The following is a 20,857-nucleotide window of genomic DNA, read 5'->3' as shown; positions in this document are numbered from 1 at the left end:
ATAACAGCCACAGATTACATTCATATTTGGGATATTTAAGCCCAAATCAATTTGAAAAACAGAGCGATTTATTAATGAAAGTTGCTTAACTGGGGTGTAACATTTTGGTTGACCACGTCAGTGATGCAAGGAGCTCACAATCAATTCTATGGTTATGATATTTCGATGATGGAATATGTTTGTAAAACCTTAAAGCGTTCTTGCCAGTTTATTCCGATCCGATTTAATAAAATTCTTGACGCAGTGAACACCAAAAAAGTTGATGTAGCAACCAGCTCTATTGCCATCACTGCAGAACGAGCAGCAATGGTGAACTTTTCGTTACCTTATTTATTAAGTCAGGCACGTTTTATTGGACCTAAAAAATTAGCAAATCGGTCCTTTGGCTTAAAACTGCTAAACGGCAAAAAAATCGGCATTACAGAAGGATCGATTTTCCCTAATGTCATCAAAAAAATGGGAGTAAAAAGCTCAATTATTACTTCTTATACTAACTTAAACTATCTAATAGATGATTTATATAAAGGAAAAATTGATTTTGGATTACTTGATGAGCCTTCCGCCCTGTATTGGCAAGCACAATCCGCAAACAAACTTGCTGTACTAGGTCAATCCTTTAGTTATGGATTTGGTTTAGGTATAGCCGTAAATCGAGACAATTTGATTTTATTACAAGCTATTAATAATGCCTTGCTCAAATACCAGGAAAGTGATGATTTTAAAAAAAATTATCATACCTATTTGACTCATTTTTAATATGAAATTTAGCTCTTTCATAACTATATGATAGATATTACTTCTTATTCTATCTGACAGCAGCCAATTAATATTCTATTATTAAATCAGGGAGGGCAAATATTATTCACGTACTTGCGTTTTGAATGCATATGATTTTTTCATGAGCAACAATCAAAAACAAGGATGAGTTATGAAAATAATACTCTTGGCAGTGCTTGTGACATTTCAAACAACATCAGTATACAGTGCCGCGTTTTATGGGCCCATGCTTTGTGCTTACCCTCAGTATGATTGCTTAAAAATAGCACGTGGTCATAGTTGGGAAAACCTGTTTCCAGATCCCCAACATCGTGATTTAGTTCAACGATTAAATCGAACTTACAATGCACTTTGGGTCGGTAAAGAAATTGCAGTTCCCGTAAACTTAAGCAATTTAAACCTCTTCGATATTTCTCCATTCCCCTTAAAAGTTGATACTGATGGAGAGAAACAAATTATTGTTGATCAAGAGAAGCTTGCATGGGGCGCATATAACCATCAAGGACATTTAGTAAAATGGGGCCCAATTTCTTCAGGTCGTGACAAGTGTGTTGATAGCCCAAAATCATGTAGAACACTCACTGGAATATTTCGGATATTTAGTAAAGAAAACGAACAGTGCCGATCCAATACCTACGATAATGCCAGGATGCCTTATTGCATGTATTTTCATAAAGGATTTGCCCTTCATGGTTCTAATGACATCCCCGGGTACCGTGCAAGTCACGGGTGTGTGCGCATGTTTACAGAAGATGCTAAATGGCTTAACCATGAATTTATTGAGTTATCCAGCGAAAACAATGATTTTCTCGGAACAAAGGTAGTAGTTAATCCATTACTAACTAATTCAACGATTTCAACTAAAAACAAAAGGTAATTTAGAGTGTTATCACCTTTTCAATGATAAGTGACTTTCAATCTCTCCCTCCTCAAAGGGTTACATAGTTCGTAACCCTTTCATTAAACAATTCATTTTAAAGATTTGGACTCATAGCATTTAATTACTTTAAATTCTGACACTTAGACAGTACACTAATTTTTTATGTATTAGCGAATCCACTTATGGCCAAATCAGATTCTTTTTATACTTTAGAGACCTTAGGTGGTATTTTATTATTTATTGCGGCTGTACTTGCAATTATAGTTGCTAACTCGCCATACCGTGTTGCTTACGATAATTTGTTACAGATTAAAGGAGCACTGGGTATTGGCTCTCTATTCATACAAAAATCAGTATTATTGTGGATTAACGATGGTTTGATGGCCATTTATTTTCTGTTAATTGGTCTTGAAATTAAACGAGAAATGAAACGGGGTGTACTCAGCAATAAAAAAAATTTGGTTGTTCCTGTTATTACCGCCCTATGTGGTTTACTGGTCCCTGCTCTAGTCTTCATCGTGGTTAATGCACATAATCCAATGTACCTTCAGGGCTGGGCAATCCCTACCGCAACGGACATCGCGTTTACCTTAGGGATTGTATCGCTCTTAGGTTCACGCGTACCCCTTTCGTTAAAAATCCTGCTTACGGCAATTGCCATTTTTGATGATATTGCCGCCATTGTTATTATTGCATTTTTTTACACAAAAAAATTATCGCTACTTTCACTTTCCTTTGCTCTGTTGATGACTATAATTTTGGTGGGATTAAATTATTTTAAATGCCGTCGTGTTTCAGTGTTTCTGGTAATCGGTTTTTTACTGTGGGTTGCCGTATTAAAGTCAGGTGTTCATGCAACATTAGCAGGTATAGTGATTGCCATGGCTATTCCCGATGAAGGAAAAAAATCCATGCTAAACCGACTAGAAGAAGGATTACACCCATGGATAGTTTTTATCATTCTCCCTGTTTTTGCTTTTGCTAATGCAGGGGTGACTTTCATCGGTCTTGATGTTTCGATGTTTACTCATCCTATTGTCTTAGGGATAGCTCTTGGCTTGTTTGTTGGTAAGCAAGTCGGCATCTTTTTGTCTTTAGGTTATTTTGTGCATTTTAAACAGCTCCTTAAAGCCGATAAGATTACTCTTAGCCAAGTCTATGGTATTGCATTAATTTGTGGGGTGGGATTTACAATGAGTTTATTTATAGGCTCTTTAGCCTATCAACACAGTGATTTGAATTTAATGCCCTTAGTCAAAATCGGTGTGGTATTGGGCTCTGTAACTGCCGGGCTGGCTGGATTTTTTGTTTTAAAAAGAACATCTCGTGTACCAAATATAAATTAAGGCGGATTATCATGGAACAAAGGACTGTACTTGTCACAGGGGGAACATGCGTTATAGGTACAGCAATTTGTCGACGATTTATGACAAGAAATGTTGTACCTGCTATGTTGGACAGGACATATGGTCGTATTATTTCCATATCCTCGATTAATGGGCGGAAAGGACAATTTGAGCAGTGTAATTATGCTGCGAGCAAAGCAGCTTTATTTGGATTTACTAAAAGTTTAGCTCTAGAGATAGCCAGTAAGGTGATCACCGTCAATACCATTTCACAGGGTTATATCGAAACACCGATGATAAGTGGAATGCGTGAAGACGTATTAAACTCAATCATCGCTGCTATTCCTGTTGCCAGATTAGGTAAGCCTGACGAAATTGCCGATGCTATTGCTTTTTTAGCATCCCCTGCAACGAGTTTTATAACAGGTGCTAATATAGATATTAATGGTGGACAATACATGTAAAGGTGTTACTGAATAGAACAACTTATAATCAGAATTAATTAATAATTGTTATTCAGCAATTCTATTCGCCACCAATTTTGTCTCTTATTTTAAGGATGAGTAAATGATGCAGCATTTTCAAAATATCTTATTTGTAAGCCATGGAATCCGCGATGAAATGGAGGGATTAAAACAGACCCTAAGCCTGGCACGAAACAATCAAGCCGCACTTCACGTTCTAATCGTTTGTCCAGAACTTCCAGGTAGTCATCAAGAATATCAAAAATCCTATGAGGATTTTCTTAAAGAGCGAATGACCAAAGCCATCCAAGCCATCCAGGTGATGTTACAAATAGATGATACTGAACTTAGCATCTCCGTAGAGCTCGATTGTGGCTCCGTTCCTGCTGTACGGATTATCCGCCATGTCTTACGCAACGCACATGACTTGGTAATCAAAGAAGCAGAGCCCAGGGTGGATGGAAAGGGATTTGAAGCACTGGATATGGCTTTACTTCGTAAATGCCCTTGTCCTGTATGGTTATGCCGTCCGATAAAACATTCACGCAATAACATTCAGGTAGCCGTAGCTATTGATCCTGAAAATGAAGAGCAAGTGGGTCGTGACCTTGCAATAAGACTTTTGCAAGTTTCCCGAACCCTCGCTGACCGATGCAGTGGTGAGCTCACCATTATTTCATGCTGGATTTATCAACTTGAAGAATATCTGCGTGACCGGATTTATATCAAGATATCCGATAAAGAATTAAATAAAATCGTCTCAGAGACAAAAGTCGAACATTTACTAGCACTAGAAACACTGATTAAAGAAGCCAATATTGGTGGCAGCTATAAAATTCAACATGTTAAAGGCCAACCAGAGCACGTGATGCAAAAAATTATCACGGACCATCAAATTGATATATTGGTTATGGGTACTGTGGCACGAACAGGGATACCTGGTTTTATTATTGGTAATACGGCAGAAAGCGTCGTGCAACAATTAAGCTGTTCTTTACTGGCGTTAAAGCCTATTGGCTTTGTTTCGCCTGTTAGAGCCTATTAATAATGATGATTAAAAATGAGCAACAAATTTGGCATGCCAAAACTGCCGAAAGAGTACTTGCCGAACTTAAAGGCTCTCCATCTGGTCTAACCAAGAAGGAGGCTCAATCACGGCTTAAAACCTACGGGTATAATCGTTTGCCAGAGACCGTTAGGCACAGTGTACTACTTCGTTTTCTGTTGCAATTTAATAATATCCTGATTTATGTATTGTTAGGAGCTGCGATAGTTACCTCTCTATTGCACCATATAATTGATACTGCAGTTATTTTAGCGGTGGTACTTATCAATGCACTAATTGGTTTTATTCAGGAAGGAAAAGCAGAACAAGCACTGGATGCGCTTCGCCAGATGCTCACGCCTATGGCAACCGTACTACGAGATGGTGAGCATCACAGCATAGCAGGTGAAGAGCTGGTGCCAGGAGATATCGTATTATTAGAAGCTGGGGACAAGGTACCTGCTGATTTACGGCTACTAAAAACCCATGGTCTCACCATCCAGGAAGCCATACTCACCGGTGAGTCAGTTCCTGTAGAAAAACAAACAAAATCGGTTAACCCTGATGTTTCGCTTGGTGATCGTTCCTGCATGGCGTATAGCAGTACCTTGGTTACCAATGGTCAAGGAAGTGGTATTGTGGTAGCTACCGGAGAAATGACCCAAATTGGACGCATCAGTGGTCTATTATCAACAGTAAGCATGTTGACCACTCCGCTAGTAGTTCAGATGGGTTTATTTGCTAAATGGCTAACCGCCCTGATTTTACTGATTTCCTCATTGTTACTGGCTTATGGTTATTTTGTTCAGCACCATAATTTTGGTGAACTGTTCATGGTTATTGTTGGATTATCTGTTGCCGCTATTCCGGAAGGACTTCCCGCAGTGCTTTCGATTACGCTTGCGATTGGGGTGCAGGCTATGGCACGTCGTAATGCGATTGTACGCCGCTTACCAGCCATTGAAACTTTAGGTGCAGTATCAGTTATATGTACTGATAAAACAGGTACACTTACCCTAAATGAAATGACAGTAGCTTCTGTGATAACAACAGAACATGTGTTTACATTAGATGGCACAGGATATGAGCCTAAAGGGACTATTCAATTAAATAAGAACAGCATTAACATCAATCACCACCCATTGCTATCAGAACTTGCTCGAGCCTCCATACATTGTAATGATGCCGCACTTCGTGAGCGTGAAGGAGTTTGGCAAGTACGCGGTGACCCCATGGAAGGAGCATTGTTAACTCTCGCTGGAAAAATAAATCCAGTGCTTTCTGAAGAACGAAATACCTGGATGCGCACGGATATTATTCCTTTTGATTCCAAGTACCGCTTCATGGCCACTCTCCATCATAATCATCTAGAACAAGCATTTATTTTTGTCAAAGGTGCACCAGAACAAGTGATGGCACTCTGTCAGAAGCAACGTTCGGAAGACAATGGGCTTGAGCCATTAAATGAATCATACTGGATTAATCAAATAGAACGTATTGCCGCCCAAGGCCAACGTGTTTTGGCATTGGCTATGAAGCCTGTGAAACCGGAACATACTGTGCTTGAGTTTTCTGATGTTGAAGACGGATTAACACTCCTTGGATTGGTGGGATTAATTGATCCTCCTCGCCCGGAGGCTATTACAGCAATTGATCAATGTTATAGGGCAGGCATCCAGGTAAAAATGATTACCGGTGATCATGCCAGTACGTCTATTGCCATTGGACAACAAATTGGACTTAAAAATCCCGAGAAGGTATTAACTGGTACCGATTTGGATCTCATGAATGATGAGGAGTTGGCCAAAGCGGTGTTAGTAACTAACATATTTGCTCGCACAAGTCCTGAACACAAATTAAGACTGGTAATGGCCTTACAATCTTATGGAATGACCGTTGCAATGACCGGTGATGGCGTTAATGATGCGCCTGCCTTAAAACGCGCGGATGCAGGAATTGCGATGGGTAAAAAAGGCAGTGAAGTAGCGAAGGAAGCAGCTGAATTAGTATTAACTGATGATAATTTTGCCTCCATTGTCGCAGCAGTTCGTGAAGGTAGGACTGTTTATGATAATTTAAAAAAAGTCATCAGCTGGACTTTACCCACCAATGCGGGTGAAGCAATGACTATTATTGTAGCTTTACTGTTTGGAATGAGTCTACCCGTTACACCTATTCAGATTTTATGGGTTAACCTGATTACTGCTATTACCCTGGGCATTACTTTAGCTTTCGAGCCAACAGAGGAAAACACGATGCAACGCCCTCCTCGTCCTCGTAATGAGCCACTGCTAAGCGGTGTTCTTGTATGGCATATTATTCTTGTTTCCATTCTTTTTCTGTGTGGCGTATTTGGACTTTATTTCCATGCGTTAGAACGTGGCTATTCAGAAGATCTTGCTCAAACTATTGCACTAAATACCTTGGTGGTTATGGAAATATTTCACTTGTTTTTCATTCGCAATATGTACGGTACCTCATTAACCTGGAACGCTGTTAAAGGCACAAAGGTTATCTGGTTGGCAGTAATAATCATTACTGTGGCACAGTTTGCTATAACTTACTTACCCTTTTTTCAGCAAATATTTCTTACAGAATCAATTCCTTTTGCAGAAGGAATACTTATTGTCCTCACAGGTATTGTGTTTTTTGCACTTATTGAAATTGAAAAGCAGATTCGACTGCTTATTACCCGAAAAAACTATGGACATTTTGATCGTTTGTAATCTAAAAAGGACGTCATTAAAAATATCATTCGATTAAGGTTGGTAAAATGACCTTCTTTGCCAATAACATCTTTAAACAGGCTTGTTGATGAAGGAACTGTTAACATGAGTAAAGCTCATAGAGCCAAACCAGTGATACATATTATTTTATGGGCATCAACGCTCATTATTTTAACGGCACTATTATGGGCAAATTACTCAATACTGGATGAGGTAACAACGGGGCAAGGCAAAGTCATTCCTTCCAGCCAGATTCAAATCATTCAAAATCTTGAAGGCGGAGTTATTAAAAAGATTTTTGTAAAAAAAGGAGATATTGTTAAAAAAAATCAAGTATTGATGCAAATAGGCAAGACCCGTTTTAAATCAAGTTATCAAGAAGCTCAAAAGAAAATAGATGCATTACACCTTGAAATCATCAGACTTCGCGCTGAATTAATGGGGGTAAACCCTGAGTTTAGTGATGAACTCAAGCTAAACCATCCGGATCTCATTTTAAATCAACAAGCACTCTATAACTCCCGGATGAACCAATTAAATCAATTATCAATAAACCTGAATTTAGCCCAAAAGGAACTGGATATGACTCGTCCTTTATTAAAAAATGGTTCTGTATCCGAAGTTGAAGTTATTAGATTAGAAAGAACAGTCAATGACATTCAAGGTACTATTGATAAATTTAAATCCGAAGAACTGGATAAATTAAATAAAGCCAGTGGAATATTATCTGCTTTAATTGAAGCACAAAAGGCCGATCAAGATCGTGTAACACGCACCACGATTAGATCACCAGCCTATGGCATTATCAAGCAAATACCGAACAGTACTATAGGTGGGATCATACAACCTGGAAAAACCATCATTGAAATTGTTCCTCTTGATGATACTTTATTAATAGAAGCGAAAATAAGACCTTCAGATATTGGCTTTATACATCCAGGCCAAAGAACTATAGTCAAAATTACCGCCTATGATTTTTTTATATACGGTGGCATTGAAGGGGTTGTTGAACAAATTAGTGCCGATACAATAATAGATGAAACGGGCAAAAAAAATGAGAGCTATTATATTATTAAAGTACGAACAGCTAGCGTAGCCCGGATGCAGGCGCAGCCGTAATCCGGGGATATTGGGCTTCGAACATCCCGGATTTCGTTTAACGTCATCAGGGCTTGCTGAGTACAAGCATTTACTTTTTTATACAAAGCAATTTTTCAGGATAGATTTTTGCACATCAATGGGGTCAGGCCTTGAATTGTGAATTGTACCGGTTTTTTATTGGCAATTGGTTGTACTTCAAAATTCAAGGCCTGACCCCACGGGCATGTTTATTTTTTCATGGCTTTAAAGCCCTAAACGTTGACCATATTCAAGTCATGAGCGGCGATGAGATAAACCCCCGTCTTTTTGACGCACTCATCGAAAAAATTGCCTCCACAACCAATGACGTAGTGATAGACAACGGTGCCAGCTCTTTTGTACCACTATCTCACTACCTCATCAGCAACCAAGTTCCAACGTTGTTAAAAGAGCTAGGCCATGAAATGGTGATTCATACCGTCATCACCGGAGGCCAAGCCTTATTCGATACCATTAATGGCTTCGCACAGCTGATTGACCAATTTGCGGATGAAGCGAAATTTGTTGTCTGGCTAAATCCTTATTGGGGAGCCATAGAGCATGAAGGCAAAACGTTTGAACAGCTTAAAGCCTACCGAGATAACAAAGAGAAAATATCGGCCTTAATTCATATCCCTGATCTGAAAAAAGAAACTTATGGACGTGATTTAACCGAGATACTTCAACAAAAGCTAACCTTCGATGAAATGCTGAGTACGCCAGAGAAAAGCATTATGACTCGTCAGCGTTTAAAAATCGTTCGCGATCAGTTGTTTGGTCAGTTGGATAACGCCGTGGTGATCTAATGTCAGAAAAACTCGATAAAATCAGTCAAGATATCGCCGTCAAACATGGTGTTCTTTTGGGTAAAGACGATCCAATCCTCATGCTTCAAACCATGAATGAACACCTGATTGAGGAAAATCGAAAAGCCCAACAGGATTTTCTGGCACAGTTTCGAGAGGAAATGGAAGGTATTTCCTCTCAATGGAGGGTTGATGCCAAGGAAAAGGCTGAAAAGGTTCTTAATGTGGCATTGGCTAGTAGTAAAGAAGCTATGGCCAGATTGCTGCAGGAATCTACTAACGAATCGGTTCAAACTCTGAGGAAATTGATCTCGGACTCATTGATTGAAGCCCAATCCTTAACGCGAAAAACGCAAAAAATTCAGCCAATTTGCGTTGATATCATCAATTGCATTGCTTGCTGTATGTTTTATGCTTTTCTTATGACCATGTAAATATACAATTTCACAACTGTACCACAAAAATGCTTATACCTTTCTCAAACATTGCTAACAATTTTGAATGAGATTAGAATCTCTGTTCTATAGAGGTAAAGCCATAGAACGCTGTATTTTTTGACAATGGAGTTGTTAAAATGAAACTTAAGCTTTTTGATGCAGATAACAATAAATTATGGAAAAAAACGATTGATAGATCCGAATATGATCATTTAAGAGTAATTACAGACCCTAACCTAACACATACCTCATTATACGCTCAAGTCCTTACCCCTGTCCGAACTCATGCTTTAACATCTCTGGCTGTAGATTTATTTTTTCCTTTCACTGGTGCAGCTATGTCTGTGGTTGGAATTAGCGGTTGTATGCGTGATTGCCCAAGAAATCCAGTAATATTTCCAGTCAGCCTTTCAGTAGTTGCTATGCTTGAGTTAATAACTATGCCTGTACGACTTGCTACCTTGATCCCAAGGGCTTGTTATAATGCATCGCAACCAGAACATCCATTTCGAACATGGTTGTATCAGAATGGAGCACCTGCTGAGTGTTTAGAACTAGATATGGTAACCATTCGTATAGACGCGCATCTAAGCCATCCAACTGATCGCTCGAAGCCGAGTTTGAGTTTGGGCACTATAACAAATGTCAATTTTTTTGCTCCTAACTTTGTGCTTAATACACGTCCTGATACGGGGCTCACCGACTTGAGTATTAAATACCAAGGATATCAAGATTAAAGTATTGCTCCATAATGCATCTATTGGTTCAACATCTAGGTCTGAAAACGGTGGGAATGAGAATTTAATTATAGTCTTTCGATATTGGGTTAAGATGGATCTTAACCCTAAAAAATACAACCTGCGCCAATATGTACAAATAATTAGCTATCAAAAGGAATTATGATATGGATTATGACATTATTGCTAATGAAATATTGAATCGATTAAAAGAGCTGTAAATATCCAGGAATAAAATCGATATCACAAAGTCTCTATGAGTTCCTCACCAAATTTATTGCCGCCCAATCACTAGTAAATGCCCTATTTTTCCCCAAAAAATGGCATTTGAATTAAATCTCTAATAACGGCAATAACTTCAGCTAATGGCTTCAACTCTAGTTCATTTTTTCTCAAAAAAGCCTTCCACATCGTGTCCCGGCTTGGATCGTTAGCAAATTCATCATTCAAACCAATTGGCAGCTCATCAGGGATGGCCATGCCTCTGCGAGCAAATGTAGCGTGTATGGCTTTATTCAAGATTTGATTATCTATCTGCTCATTACTCAATAACACATAAAGATCCAAGTAGTCTTTTAATCAACTATTCACCATGCCCAATAATGCAATTGCATGTAATTTTTCTGCAATGACCGTATAAACTGGATAGGTTCGGATCTTGGGGGCAGGAAGATCATTCAGAAGAACGGAGTAATGCACTTCTATTGGCCCCGGAGTAACGGCATCGCCATAGCCAATATCAATTTGTATTTTGATCTTTGCTTTGGCTAACTCCCCAAATAACTCAACTCTCGCTCCAGTATAACCTCCATCTTTTTTGATGGTGCCTACTGCTACTGATTCCGATAGATAATTTATTCCATCATCTGCCGAAATGCTGCAAATTTTACTGAACGTTTGTTTGATATAGGCCAGATCATTGTCGCCAAAACCCAATAAATCAATGTCTTTGGTTGGGCGATGAGGCATGTCATACCATAGGTTAAATAACAAAGCGCCTTTCAGCAAAAATTGATTTGAATACTCTGAATCACCAATTCGATATAACAAACGTTCCAAAGCATAACGAGTCAATACCGCATTAAAATCAGTACCTTCTTTGACCGCTATATTTTTCAAGCGTGAACGCATGGACTCACCAATATTTTTGGTCATTGAATTGCCTCAATATAAGGACGCATTACGTTTGCAACGCGACAAATTTTCGCATAATGCCATAGTTCATCAACTGTCACTTTATTTTTTGAATAAGCCTCTTTGAGTGCTTCAATAGCCACATCAAGACCAATTTTATTGCGGTGTTTGAAACAATCTGCAATTGTCTTGGCACGGTTATACACCCTTAGCTTAATATTATCTGATTCTATAATTTCAATTCCTTCACTAAAGGCTTCATCTGAATATTGCACCATTTTTAGTGGAGGATAATCCATTTTTGGCGCATGACTCCCTTTTGGCATAGCTATCCATACTTTTCGAGGTAGCTGTGTTGTTAGATCATGGATCTGCAAAGCAGTTAGCAGGCAAAACACGGCTTGAGGTACTCGGCTTGCTATAATAACCAGGCTTTCTTTTTCTGAAAACTCAGTCTCGGGCAAGCAATAGAGCCCAGAAGCGAGTTTTTCAAGTTTGTTTTCGCTAACAAGCCTTGAAATGGTCGCTCTAGTGATCCCCATTTCGGTTAGATCGGACATTCGAACAATGCCCGTTTTACTAGCCATCTGGAGTACTTTTTGTTTATAGCTGTCTTCTGTTTTCATATTTAAATTATGATACATTATTTCGTTACTTACAAATAAATAACGAATATTTGTATCAAATGACCTACATTTCATTACGTCTCAAATAGTCATTTTTATGAAAACCAAATGGCCTTTCCAGTATACACATCAATGGAGTCAGGCCTTGAATTGTGAATTGTACCGGTTTTTTATTGGCAATTGGATGTAATTCAAAATTCAAGGCCTGACCCCACGGGCACTGTAAAAATCTCGCATTTTATTGGTATAAATTCAACACACAAAATGATCTAGCTGGTGCTCCAACACCCCATTATGAGCAAATTCAGATCTCAGTCGTAAGAACCAAAATCGATATTAATCCGTTAGTTCTCACAATATTACATCAATAATCAGTCTTGCATATGGCACCACCCGAAATCAAAATTAAAAAAGCCCTAAGAGTTCATGCTAGGCCATTTTATGGCGCCCAAGAATATTTTATAAGCAGCATGGACAAATATCATTAATTAAAATAAAATCCGCGCATCCTTCATCATGGAAGAAAATAATAAATATGAAACACTATATCTTGGGACTATCATGTTTTTATCATGATAGTGCAGCAGTACTTTTGGAGAATGGTGCTATCGTTTCTGCTGTTCAAGAAGAAAGATTTTCAAGAATTAAACAAGATAAACGATTCCCTTGTCATGCAATCAAATATTGCTTATCCAGTAAAGAGATCCAACTTTCAAATATTGACCACATTTATTATTACGAAACCCCTGCTATAAAATTCAACCGTATTGTATCAACGTATTTCAACTTTGGTCTTAAAGGATTCAGTAATTTTATAACTGACATACCAAACTGGCTTTTTAACAAATTGCATGTCAAGTCAATTATAAAAAAGGAGTTCATTGCCGCTGGATTTGACCGCAAAGATATTCCGCCAATCTCATATATTCCTCACCATCAGTCACATGCTGCATCTGCTTTTTATCCCAGTCCTTTTAAAGAAGCCGCTGTATTATGTATTGATGGCGTAGGTGAATGGGCCACAACTTCGGCTTGGATAGGAAAAGACAATACTTTAAAACCTCTTTGGGAAATAAGATTTCCTCATTCATTAGGACTCCTCTATTCTGCTTTTACATATTTTTGTGGTTTCAAAGTGGACTCTGGTGAATATAAATTAATGGGATTAGCTCCTTATGGAACCCCGATATATTATGAAAAAATAATTAATAACATCATTGAAATCTATGATGACGGGAGTTTTTGGCTAAATATGGATTATTTTGATTATGCTATTGGCGATTGCATTATTTCAAATAAATTCTCCGAACTATTTGATGGCCCTCCAAGAAAGCCTGAATCATTAATCACACAAAGAGAGTTTGATCTGGCCGCATCGATTCAATCAGTATTAGAGCATGTTGTGTTCTTGATAGCTAAAAATCTAAGGGAGCAAACTGGCGAAAAAAATTTATGCCTATCTGGTGGTGTTGCTTTAAATTGCGTGAACAATGGAAAGCTTGCAGAAAGTGGTCTCTTTGACTCTATCTGGATTCAACCAGCCTCTGGTGATGCGGGAGGCGCTTTAGGAGCGGTTTGCGAGGGATGGTTTTCACAAAAAAACACCCCCAAAACCATCTCTGATTACGATCACATGCAAGGGAGCTATCTTGGTACTGAATATACGCAAGAAGAGTATCAGAACTCATTGATTGAGCTAAATGCTCAATTTGAAACGTTAACTGATGATTCACTAATCAGTACAGTCTCTCAATTATTAGCACAAGGTCATGTGATTGGGTGGTTTCAAGGTCGCATGGAATTCGGCCCACGATCGCTAGGATCACGATCTATCATTGGTGATCCTAGAGATCCCAAAATGCAAAGTCGCATGAATTTAAAAATTAAGAATCGAGAATCGTTCCGACCTTTTGCCCCCGCAGTACTCGCGGAGCATGCTTCAAACTGGTTTGAAATAGGTATGGATAGCCCGTATATGCTTTTTGTCCACTCAATTAAAGATGCACATCGGGTTAAAGAGACTGAAATCGATCAAGCCAAACAAGGAATTGAAAAACTTCAGGTAGTGCGCTCAACTATTCCTGCCATTACTCATGTCGATTTTTCAGCACGTGTGCAAACCGTACATAAAGAAACAAATCCAATGTTTTATCAACTGATTCAATCATTTTATGAGTTAACGGGATGCCCTATCGTGGTAAATACTTCTTTTAATGTTCGTGGTGAGCCTATTGTTGAGAGCGTTAAAGATGCCTTTACCTGCTTTATGAGAACAGATATGGATTACCTTATCGTGGGGAATTGCATTCTGGCTAAAAAAGATCAATCGCACTGGAATGAACAAGTAGATTGGCAAAAGGAATTTCCTCTAGACTAATTCACCATCAAGGAGCACACATGCATCATATAGCAAAATTATTTATGAAATTAGGGATGGCGTTCTGTCGAATCATTGCTGCAATCGTATTTATAACCATAGTATGGCCCATCGGATCTGTTATTAGGGTTTTATTTGACCCAATGCAAATACAAAAAACCAAGCGTTCATCAACTTATAAACGATCCAAATAAACTTGTCTGATTAGGAATACAAAAGGAGCTGTAATGAAAGCAAAGAAGCCTTTAACTCACAACGAAGCTGTTGCAGAGGTTTATCGTATTACGCCGCAACTTCGAGAGTATGATGAGTTTATGTATTTAGGGGTAAGATGGCTGCCCTACACCATGTTCTTTCATCATAAAAATTACAAATCAGAAGTTATTAATACCGATGCTTTTGGTTTTCGATACACTCACGACCAAAACGAACGTTACAGCATGGAGCAATTTCCAGTTGACAAGCCTGTGAATCTCATCATTGGAGGCTCTACTGCGCTGGGCACAGGAACAACCTCTGATCGCTACACAGTACCTTCAGCCCTTAGTGATTACACTAGGGAAATATGGTTGAACTTAGGTGGACGAGGATATAACGCAACTCAAGAGCTTATTTTATTTCTAATGCACCAACATCGATTTACAAAAATTAATCGGGTCATTCTATTAAGTGGTGCTAACACGCTAACCCTTGAAGGGCTTCCGGATCATTTAGCTTGTGAACATGGACGGTATTACTACTCCTATGAATTTCAACATTATATGGAAGCTTACAATACCGACTTACGTAGGCGTAAAAATTCTTATGCTTCCTTAACGGGTAAAACAGGAAATAGTTTGCTCCATAAGGCAAAGGAATATTTTAAGAAATTAATTCACGATGAAAATCCGACCGAAATTATTCTATCGGATGAAAATGTCGATATTAACCAACGCATCTTAAGGGCTGCATGGGTAACCACAAATACATTGAAGCAATGGAAACAGTTATTGGCACCATTTGGAGCGGAACTTTCCTACGTTCTTCAACCAATATCGTCTTGGACTAAAGATCAGTTCACCTCTGAAGAGGATGACATGTTTTATGCGATTGATTGCTGTGCCAATAATTTCTGGCGATTGTTCGGCAAATTATGTGCAAAAGATTTACATCATCTTTATCGTGATGCAATAGAGAGAGAGTGCATCAAAATGGAGATTCCATTTATTGATATGAATGATGCTCTTAAAAAATCGGCGATCATTAATGAAACGTTCTTTGTAGATCATTTGCATTTCAACGATGCAGGATATATTGAGGTTGCTCGCTTAATATACGAAGAATTGATCAAAAAATCCAAGGAATAATACCATGAAGAAACTGTTTAAAATTTTGACTCGCATCTTTCGAAATAAATTTAAAAAGAAGAAACAAGAAGCTGGGTCATCTTATCCATTACGTTAGTAAAAGGCTGTATCTGTTATGTTGCATCAATTTGAAATAAATCAATTCAATGACGAAGGGTTTCTTATTGCTGAGGGATGTTTTACGACTGCAGAAGTTGAGCTTCTAAAAATGGAGACCCTTCGTCTGATGAATCTTGAATACCCAGGTAAAGTTTTGGAAGATGATAGGAGCACCGTACGAAGTATTAACGGACCACATCTAATTAGTTCTATTATGAATAAAGTTTCCAAAACACCAAGATTGCTAAACTCCGCCCAGCGGCTATTAGGTGATGAATCGATTTATATCCATCAATATAAAATTAATATCAAGCATGCTTTTGTTGGAGATATATGGGAGTGGCATACGGATTATTGGTTTTGGCATAAAGAGGATGGTATGCCAAAATCAAATGCTCTGTCTGCGGTCATTTTTTTAGATGAAATTAATGAATATAACGGCCCTATGATTCTTGTACCAAAATCGCACAAAATTGAATGGAATGACAATGATCATACTTTGCCTTATGGATGCCTCACCGGAGGAGAAAACTGGCAGCTTACCACATCAAGTAAATTGAAATACCAATTTTCGAAGGAACAATTAAAAAGCGTTATCGCTCAAAATGGTTTACAATCGGCAAAAGGGCGAGCTGGTTCTGTATTATTTTTTCATAGTAATTTGCTGCACAGCTCGGGTCTAAATTTATCACCTTGGGATCGTAAAGCTATTTTTATCTCCTACAATCTTGTGAGCAATGCATTGCATCCTATAGAATCACCTAGGCCAAGTTTTCTGGCCAGTAGGGATTTTGCTCCGATTGAAGCCAATGGAGAACGTGATTTTTTAGAGAATTTATGAATAGAGATAAGAATCAAATGAGTGGTTATATTGATGCAATGCTCTATGTGATCCTTGCATCAATTGCCTTTGTCTTTCTTGATGATCTCTGCAGTGATGTTCAACCATTGACGGCTTTGTTTGTGATGAGTGGTATTGCAATATTTTGCTTTAATTTACTCTGTTTAAGAAATTTAAAAACAGTCTACTACGCCATTTTACAAAACCCATTTTTATTTTTAATGATGTCTACGGCTCTCGCATTTGACTGGCTATGCATGGTTTATGCGACCTATCTCTCCGATCCTTTTATCACTATGACATCTCTTTTTATTTCTTCTGCTTTTTTAGGCTTTTTAAGTCTGTATCGTAAAAGCGGCAAAACTTCCTATTGCTGGAGTATGTTTATTTTACTGAGTTCAATTCTAATTTTATTTTTCAAATATGAAATACAGAAGCCAGGGAATACTCTATCAGGAATCTTGCTTGGAATTTTGGCTGGCGTTGCTTTTTATGCCTATATGCTGACTTCCGAAAAGCTAAGCACTCGAGCTAAATTAACGTCATTACAAGTCTTAGCAACACGATTTTGGGTTTTATTTATTGGTTCATCATTTTTTATACATCTTAATACACTCCATGCCACACTCAGAGACAAAGCTATACCTCTAACTGCAGTGAGCATTGGGTCTTTAGTAATCCCTATATTCTTCAATCAGCAAGCAATACAAAAATTGGGTGCCGCAACAGCTTCCGTTATTATAAGCCTTGTCCCAATAGTAACTTACTTAATCTATGCATTTTGGAGTGGTGATCTAGTATTTACAAATCTATTAATCGGGCTTGTAATCACTTCAGCCCTTGCGCTACCGAAAATTGTTAGCGCACACTCTTAATATAGTATTAATTAAAAAAAATCAGCGAATCAAACTACACTCGCAAAGTGTGCAGAATTAACACTTCGGGAGATCATCGTATTTGAGTACGACTTTCTACGACACAGTACGCCATTTGCAGGAAAAACTCGCGGCAAAATTTATAATAAAATCAATTGGTTAAAATTGTTAAGCATGACTCATAATCCGTTGGTCCTAGGTTCAAGTCCTAGTGGGCCCACCAATTAAAGCCAGTAAAATCAATCGGTTACACTTGATACCGTAAATCCCAAGAAACCCACTACTATTTTGCGCATGATGCATTTTCTGAAGCTGATTACCAGGACACTAGCTTTTGATCTTTAATTTATATAAAATTTGGTTTTAAAATGTGGTTTATGGAAAAAAATGCGTAACTTTTGGCTTAAAACATTTGCAGGTATTCCACTCGAAAATTATTTTCGGCATTTAGCTTTCGGGTTAATTTTCCCTGTAATTTTTTTTCTTATAATGTTAAAGGGGCATTCGTTTCCGATTAATGCCATATTTTATTGTATTATAAATACAATTTTATATCCCTATTCTCGTTTTATTTATGAGAGTTTTGTTAACTTTATACTAGGCAATAATATGTTTATAGTAAATGCATTATTGTTGCTCTTAATCAAAACATTTACAATAACTCTATGCTGGGCTGGAGCAATATTCATTGCGCCAATTGGACTTATATATTTGTACTATTTAAATACTAAATACCAATCTTGAGTTGCTGGAATCCAGCCGACCTATTGAGTCGCGCCATTCTTCAACACTGCCCTTAACGAACACAGCCGGCTCAGTAGCATTGGTACTATGGAATACAATCATTTCTTTTGAGTTCCTAATACATTGAGTAACTGTTACAAAGACATCCCCATCCCAACCCAGTTTATCAACACATCGTGCACGAGTATCTACCGGGAAAACCAGTAAATAGAGGCTAATAAATCGCGAGCTGTTCTATTAGGTGAAATACTCGATTCTAATTTTGCCAGCTCTCGCCTTACATCGGAGGCATCACCCTACAATAAAGCCAATGGCCTCGCCCACTGATGAGTTACCCCATCATCATCCTGTCATTCTGGCAAACGACCCCATTCGCCGCTCTGAGCATCTCGAGTTTTGGCAACGACATGCAATGGTGCACATATCCACGGTGGTGAAGGAGCGCAATCCTTATCAATACCTATAAAAGTTAGCCCCTCACTAGTTAACCGAAAGCGACCACCGGCATAGTCGCATACAATTGGACGCTGCTTTAGTGTATTTGCTAATTCAATAACATGATTTTGTGACATAGATTATTCTCCAAACAGCAGTGAACCATTAGAATGAATCCAATTCATTCTGACGAATTTTAAATTTATGCGTTCTCAACGAGCTGTAACTGACCTTCGTCACTGGTTGAGTAATAAATTTTTTGTCGTTGGAGAAAATTCACCACATCGCTTTTTCGGTACAACACGTTACGACCGATTTTTAAATAAGGAACACCACCACCCGACCAGCGGTTACGTTCAAGTAACTGAGTGGAGCAGCTTAAAACCGCAGCAATCGTTTGTTGATTAAAAAACGCTGAATGTGGCGCAGATTCAAATTCGTTTAATAGATGTAAACGGGATGGTTTTTTTAAAGTCATAGGAAATTCCTCAATTGTTTACTCCTCAGCCAAATGCCGAGATGTATCTTCCTTGAACAGAACTCAACGCATCATCTAGTATCACCCTGGACAATTGATTGATATTCTTTTCTCCTAATCCTTTGACTTCCAATTGCCTACATTGGAACATCGGGCTTACTCCTTAAGCTTGGAAAAAGTATCTCGTATTCCCTCAAAGAATGTCAAACACAAAAGATCAATTTCAAAGATGTGTTATCGAACGATATTGATTGATACTAAAAATGAAATATAACATGTCATAAATTCGCAATTCGCGAATCGCGAATTTATCATAGCTTTTGATATTATAACTTAAATGCAGAACTATCAGTGTCCCATACGTCCCAAGGTTGCAAAATAGGAGAGGGACCAGTCTAGCTCAGTAATGGCTTGGATGCCCCACCTGTCCCAACAGTCCCAGGCATTTCTTACAAGGTCTTCAATGAAAAAAATCATTTATATTCCATATTAGACGGACTTAAAATCCATATTGGACGAATGTAACCATATGTTTAATAATTATTTTTAATGTTTTCATCTATTTAATAACGCAATAAACTATAACTTCCGCAACCGAATAAACTATAATCTCAACAACACAATATACTATGATTTCCACAACATAATATACTATAATTTCCACATGCAACTATAAATTGAAACATTATGAAACCTTCAGAAAAGCTAGCGGAATCACTAGAAGTTTTACACAATCTACAAAAGCAAGGTAAATACGCTATCCAATCAAAAGATATAAGTCGGACTCATAGAGAGCGACTTGTAGAAAATGCATTTTTAGAAGAGGTTGTAAAAGGTTGGTATGTGCCTATAAAACCTGATGAACAAAAAGGCGAAAGTACGGCTTGGTATGCTTCTTTCTGGAGTTTTTGTGCTTCCTATTTAAATGAACGATTTGGTGACGAATGGTGCCTTTCCCCAGAACAATCTTTACTTCTTCATTCAGAAAATTGGACTGTGCCTAAACAACTCATGATACGCAGCCCCAACGGAACAAATCGTAATATGGAGTTGCCTCATAATACGGCCTTATTTTCAGTACAATACAAAATGCCTGCTGCCCAGGATATAGAGATTAAGCAGGACATGCGAGTTTATGCAATAGTGCCAGCATTGCTCTATTGTTCACCTAAATTTTTTTCTCAATATCCTACTGAAGCACGCTCAGTTTTATCAATGTTTAATAGTGCGTCTGATTTTCTGCATTATCTATTAGAGGAAGGACATTCTTGGATAGCAGGAAGGATTTGTGGTGCACTTCAAAATATCGGCAAATCTCACGTGGCAGAAGAGATCAAAAAAACCATGGAGAGTGCCGGTTATCAAATACGGGAAGAAGATCCATTTTTAACAAATACACCGATAGACTTCTCCGCAACTTATAAGCCAGCTTATCGAAGTCGTTTGGTAATCCCCCCGAAAAATAATTGATGCCAAAAATAGAATTTTCTCATAATCTATGCTGGAGGAGATTCTGCATGAAAAGATCAAAATTTAGTGACAATCAAATACTATCGATTCTAAAA

The 20,857-nt window shown here is 38.2% G+C and carries 15 protein-coding genes and 4 pseudogenes; 15 read left to right on the top strand and 4 right to left on the bottom strand.

Annotation, left to right across the window (positions count from 1 at the left end):
* Positions 1 to 123 precede the first annotated feature (123 nt).
* The 10 genes and pseudogenes from ELY21_RS14875 to ELY21_RS14830 all read left to right on the top strand — a co-directional run bounded on the left by ELY21_RS14875 (position 124) and on the right by ELY21_RS14830 (position 10,337).
* A complete protein-coding gene (locus ELY21_RS14875) occupies positions 124 to 756 on the top strand; it encodes a transporter substrate-binding domain-containing protein (protein ID WP_127110777.1) in 633 nt (210 codons plus the stop codon).
* A 172-nt stretch (positions 757 to 928) separates the two neighbouring features.
* Positions 929 to 1,654 carry a L,D-transpeptidase gene (locus tag ELY21_RS14870; RefSeq protein ID WP_127110771.1) on the top strand — a complete coding sequence of 242 codons (726 nt, stop codon included), beginning with the start codon at positions 929 to 931 and terminating at the stop codon, positions 1,652 to 1,654.
* Between the two features lie 185 nt (positions 1,655 to 1,839).
* On the top strand, positions 1,840 to 3,003 hold the full coding sequence (gene nhaA / locus ELY21_RS14865; protein ID WP_127110769.1) for a Na+/H+ antiporter NhaA: 1,164 nt from the start codon (positions 1,840 to 1,842) through the stop codon (positions 3,001 to 3,003).
* A gap of 80 nt (positions 3,004 to 3,083) precedes the next feature.
* Positions 3,084 to 3,467, top strand: a pseudogene (locus ELY21_RS14860) (SDR family oxidoreductase); the annotation flags it as partial.
* 106 nt (positions 3,468 to 3,573) lie between these two features.
* Positions 3,574 to 4,512, top strand: coding sequence for a universal stress protein (locus tag ELY21_RS14855; RefSeq protein WP_127110775.1), 939 nt, complete (start codon positions 3,574 to 3,576; stop codon positions 4,510 to 4,512).
* 2 nt (positions 4,513 to 4,514) lie between these two features.
* The gene (locus tag ELY21_RS14850; RefSeq protein WP_370272700.1) at positions 4,515 to 7,238 is read left to right on the top strand and encodes a cation-transporting P-type ATPase; all 2,724 of its coding nucleotides are present in this window, start codon (positions 4,515 to 4,517) and stop codon (positions 7,236 to 7,238) included.
* Between the two features lie 105 nt (positions 7,239 to 7,343).
* A complete protein-coding gene (locus ELY21_RS14845) occupies positions 7,344 to 8,357 on the top strand; it encodes an HlyD family efflux transporter periplasmic adaptor subunit (RefSeq protein WP_127110767.1) in 1,014 nt (337 codons plus the stop codon).
* A 131-nt stretch (positions 8,358 to 8,488) separates the two neighbouring features.
* Positions 8,489 to 9,163, top strand: a complete 675-nt coding sequence (locus tag ELY21_RS14840; protein WP_370272699.1) for a conjugal transfer protein TraL — start codon at positions 8,489 to 8,491, stop codon at positions 9,161 to 9,163.
* Positions 9,163 to 9,589: pseudogene (locus tag ELY21_RS14835) on the top strand (conjugal transfer protein TraM). Before ELY21_RS14840 ends, ELY21_RS14835 begins: the two are co-directional and overlap by 1 nt.
* Before the next feature lie 148 nt (positions 9,590 to 9,737).
* Positions 9,738 to 10,337, top strand: a complete 600-nt coding sequence (locus ELY21_RS14830) for a hypothetical protein (RefSeq protein ID WP_127110763.1) — start codon at positions 9,738 to 9,740, stop codon at positions 10,335 to 10,337.
* A 303-nt stretch (positions 10,338 to 10,640) separates the two neighbouring features.
* On the opposite strand, the pseudogene ELY21_RS14825 reads toward ELY21_RS14830, so the two are convergent.
* Positions 10,641 to 11,468: pseudogene (locus ELY21_RS14825) on the bottom strand (nucleotidyl transferase AbiEii/AbiGii toxin family protein).
* A gap of 20 nt (positions 11,469 to 11,488) precedes the next feature.
* Positions 11,489 to 12,115 carry an AbiEi antitoxin N-terminal domain-containing protein gene (locus ELY21_RS14820; RefSeq protein WP_233588733.1) on the bottom strand — a complete coding sequence of 209 codons (627 nt, stop codon included), beginning with the start codon at positions 12,113 to 12,115 and terminating at the stop codon, positions 11,489 to 11,491.
* Positions 12,116 to 12,632: 517 nt separating this feature from the next.
* Here ELY21_RS14820 and ELY21_RS14815 point away from each other — a divergent pair.
* The 4 genes from ELY21_RS14815 to ELY21_RS14800 all read left to right on the top strand — a co-directional run bounded on the left by ELY21_RS14815 (position 12,633) and on the right by ELY21_RS14800 (position 17,635).
* On the top strand, positions 12,633 to 14,474 hold the full coding sequence (locus tag ELY21_RS14815) for a carbamoyltransferase (RefSeq protein WP_127110759.1): 1,842 nt from the start codon (positions 12,633 to 12,635) through the stop codon (positions 14,472 to 14,474).
* A gap of 227 nt (positions 14,475 to 14,701) precedes the next feature.
* Positions 14,702 to 15,820 (top strand): SGNH/GDSL hydrolase family protein, encoded by a 1,119-nt coding sequence (locus ELY21_RS14810; RefSeq protein WP_127110757.1) that lies wholly within the window; start codon positions 14,702 to 14,704, stop codon positions 15,818 to 15,820.
* A gap of 115 nt (positions 15,821 to 15,935) precedes the next feature.
* Complete coding sequence (locus tag ELY21_RS14805) at positions 15,936 to 16,760, top strand: phytanoyl-CoA dioxygenase family protein (RefSeq protein ID WP_127110755.1); 825 nt, start codon at positions 15,936 to 15,938, stop codon at positions 16,758 to 16,760.
* Complete coding sequence (locus ELY21_RS14800) at positions 16,757 to 17,635, top strand: EamA family transporter (protein WP_127110753.1); 879 nt, start codon at positions 16,757 to 16,759, stop codon at positions 17,633 to 17,635. Before ELY21_RS14805 ends, ELY21_RS14800 begins: the two co-directional genes overlap by 4 nt.
* A gap of 723 nt (positions 17,636 to 18,358) precedes the next feature.
* Here the strand turns inward: ELY21_RS14800 and ELY21_RS14790 are convergent.
* Positions 18,359 to 18,951, bottom strand: a pseudogene (locus tag ELY21_RS14790) (DUF927 domain-containing protein); the annotation flags it as partial.
* 65 nt (positions 18,952 to 19,016) lie between these two features.
* A complete protein-coding gene (locus ELY21_RS14785; protein WP_028383227.1) occupies positions 19,017 to 19,292 on the bottom strand; it encodes a hypothetical protein in 276 nt (91 codons plus the stop codon).
* Between the two features lie 687 nt (positions 19,293 to 19,979).
* Between ELY21_RS14785 and ELY21_RS14780 the strand changes: the two genes are divergently transcribed.
* The gene (locus tag ELY21_RS14780; protein ID WP_199741728.1) at positions 19,980 to 20,762 is read left to right on the top strand and encodes a hypothetical protein; all 783 of its coding nucleotides are present in this window, start codon (positions 19,980 to 19,982) and stop codon (positions 20,760 to 20,762) included.
* The last annotated feature ends 95 nt before the right edge of the window (positions 20,763 to 20,857 follow it).

It is taken from the genome of Legionella sp. km535 (genome assembly GCF_003990085.1).
GTDB lineage: Bacteria > Pseudomonadota > Gammaproteobacteria > Legionellales > Legionellaceae > Legionella > Legionella moravica.
This window is presented reverse-complemented; position numbering and strand designations above follow the sequence as displayed.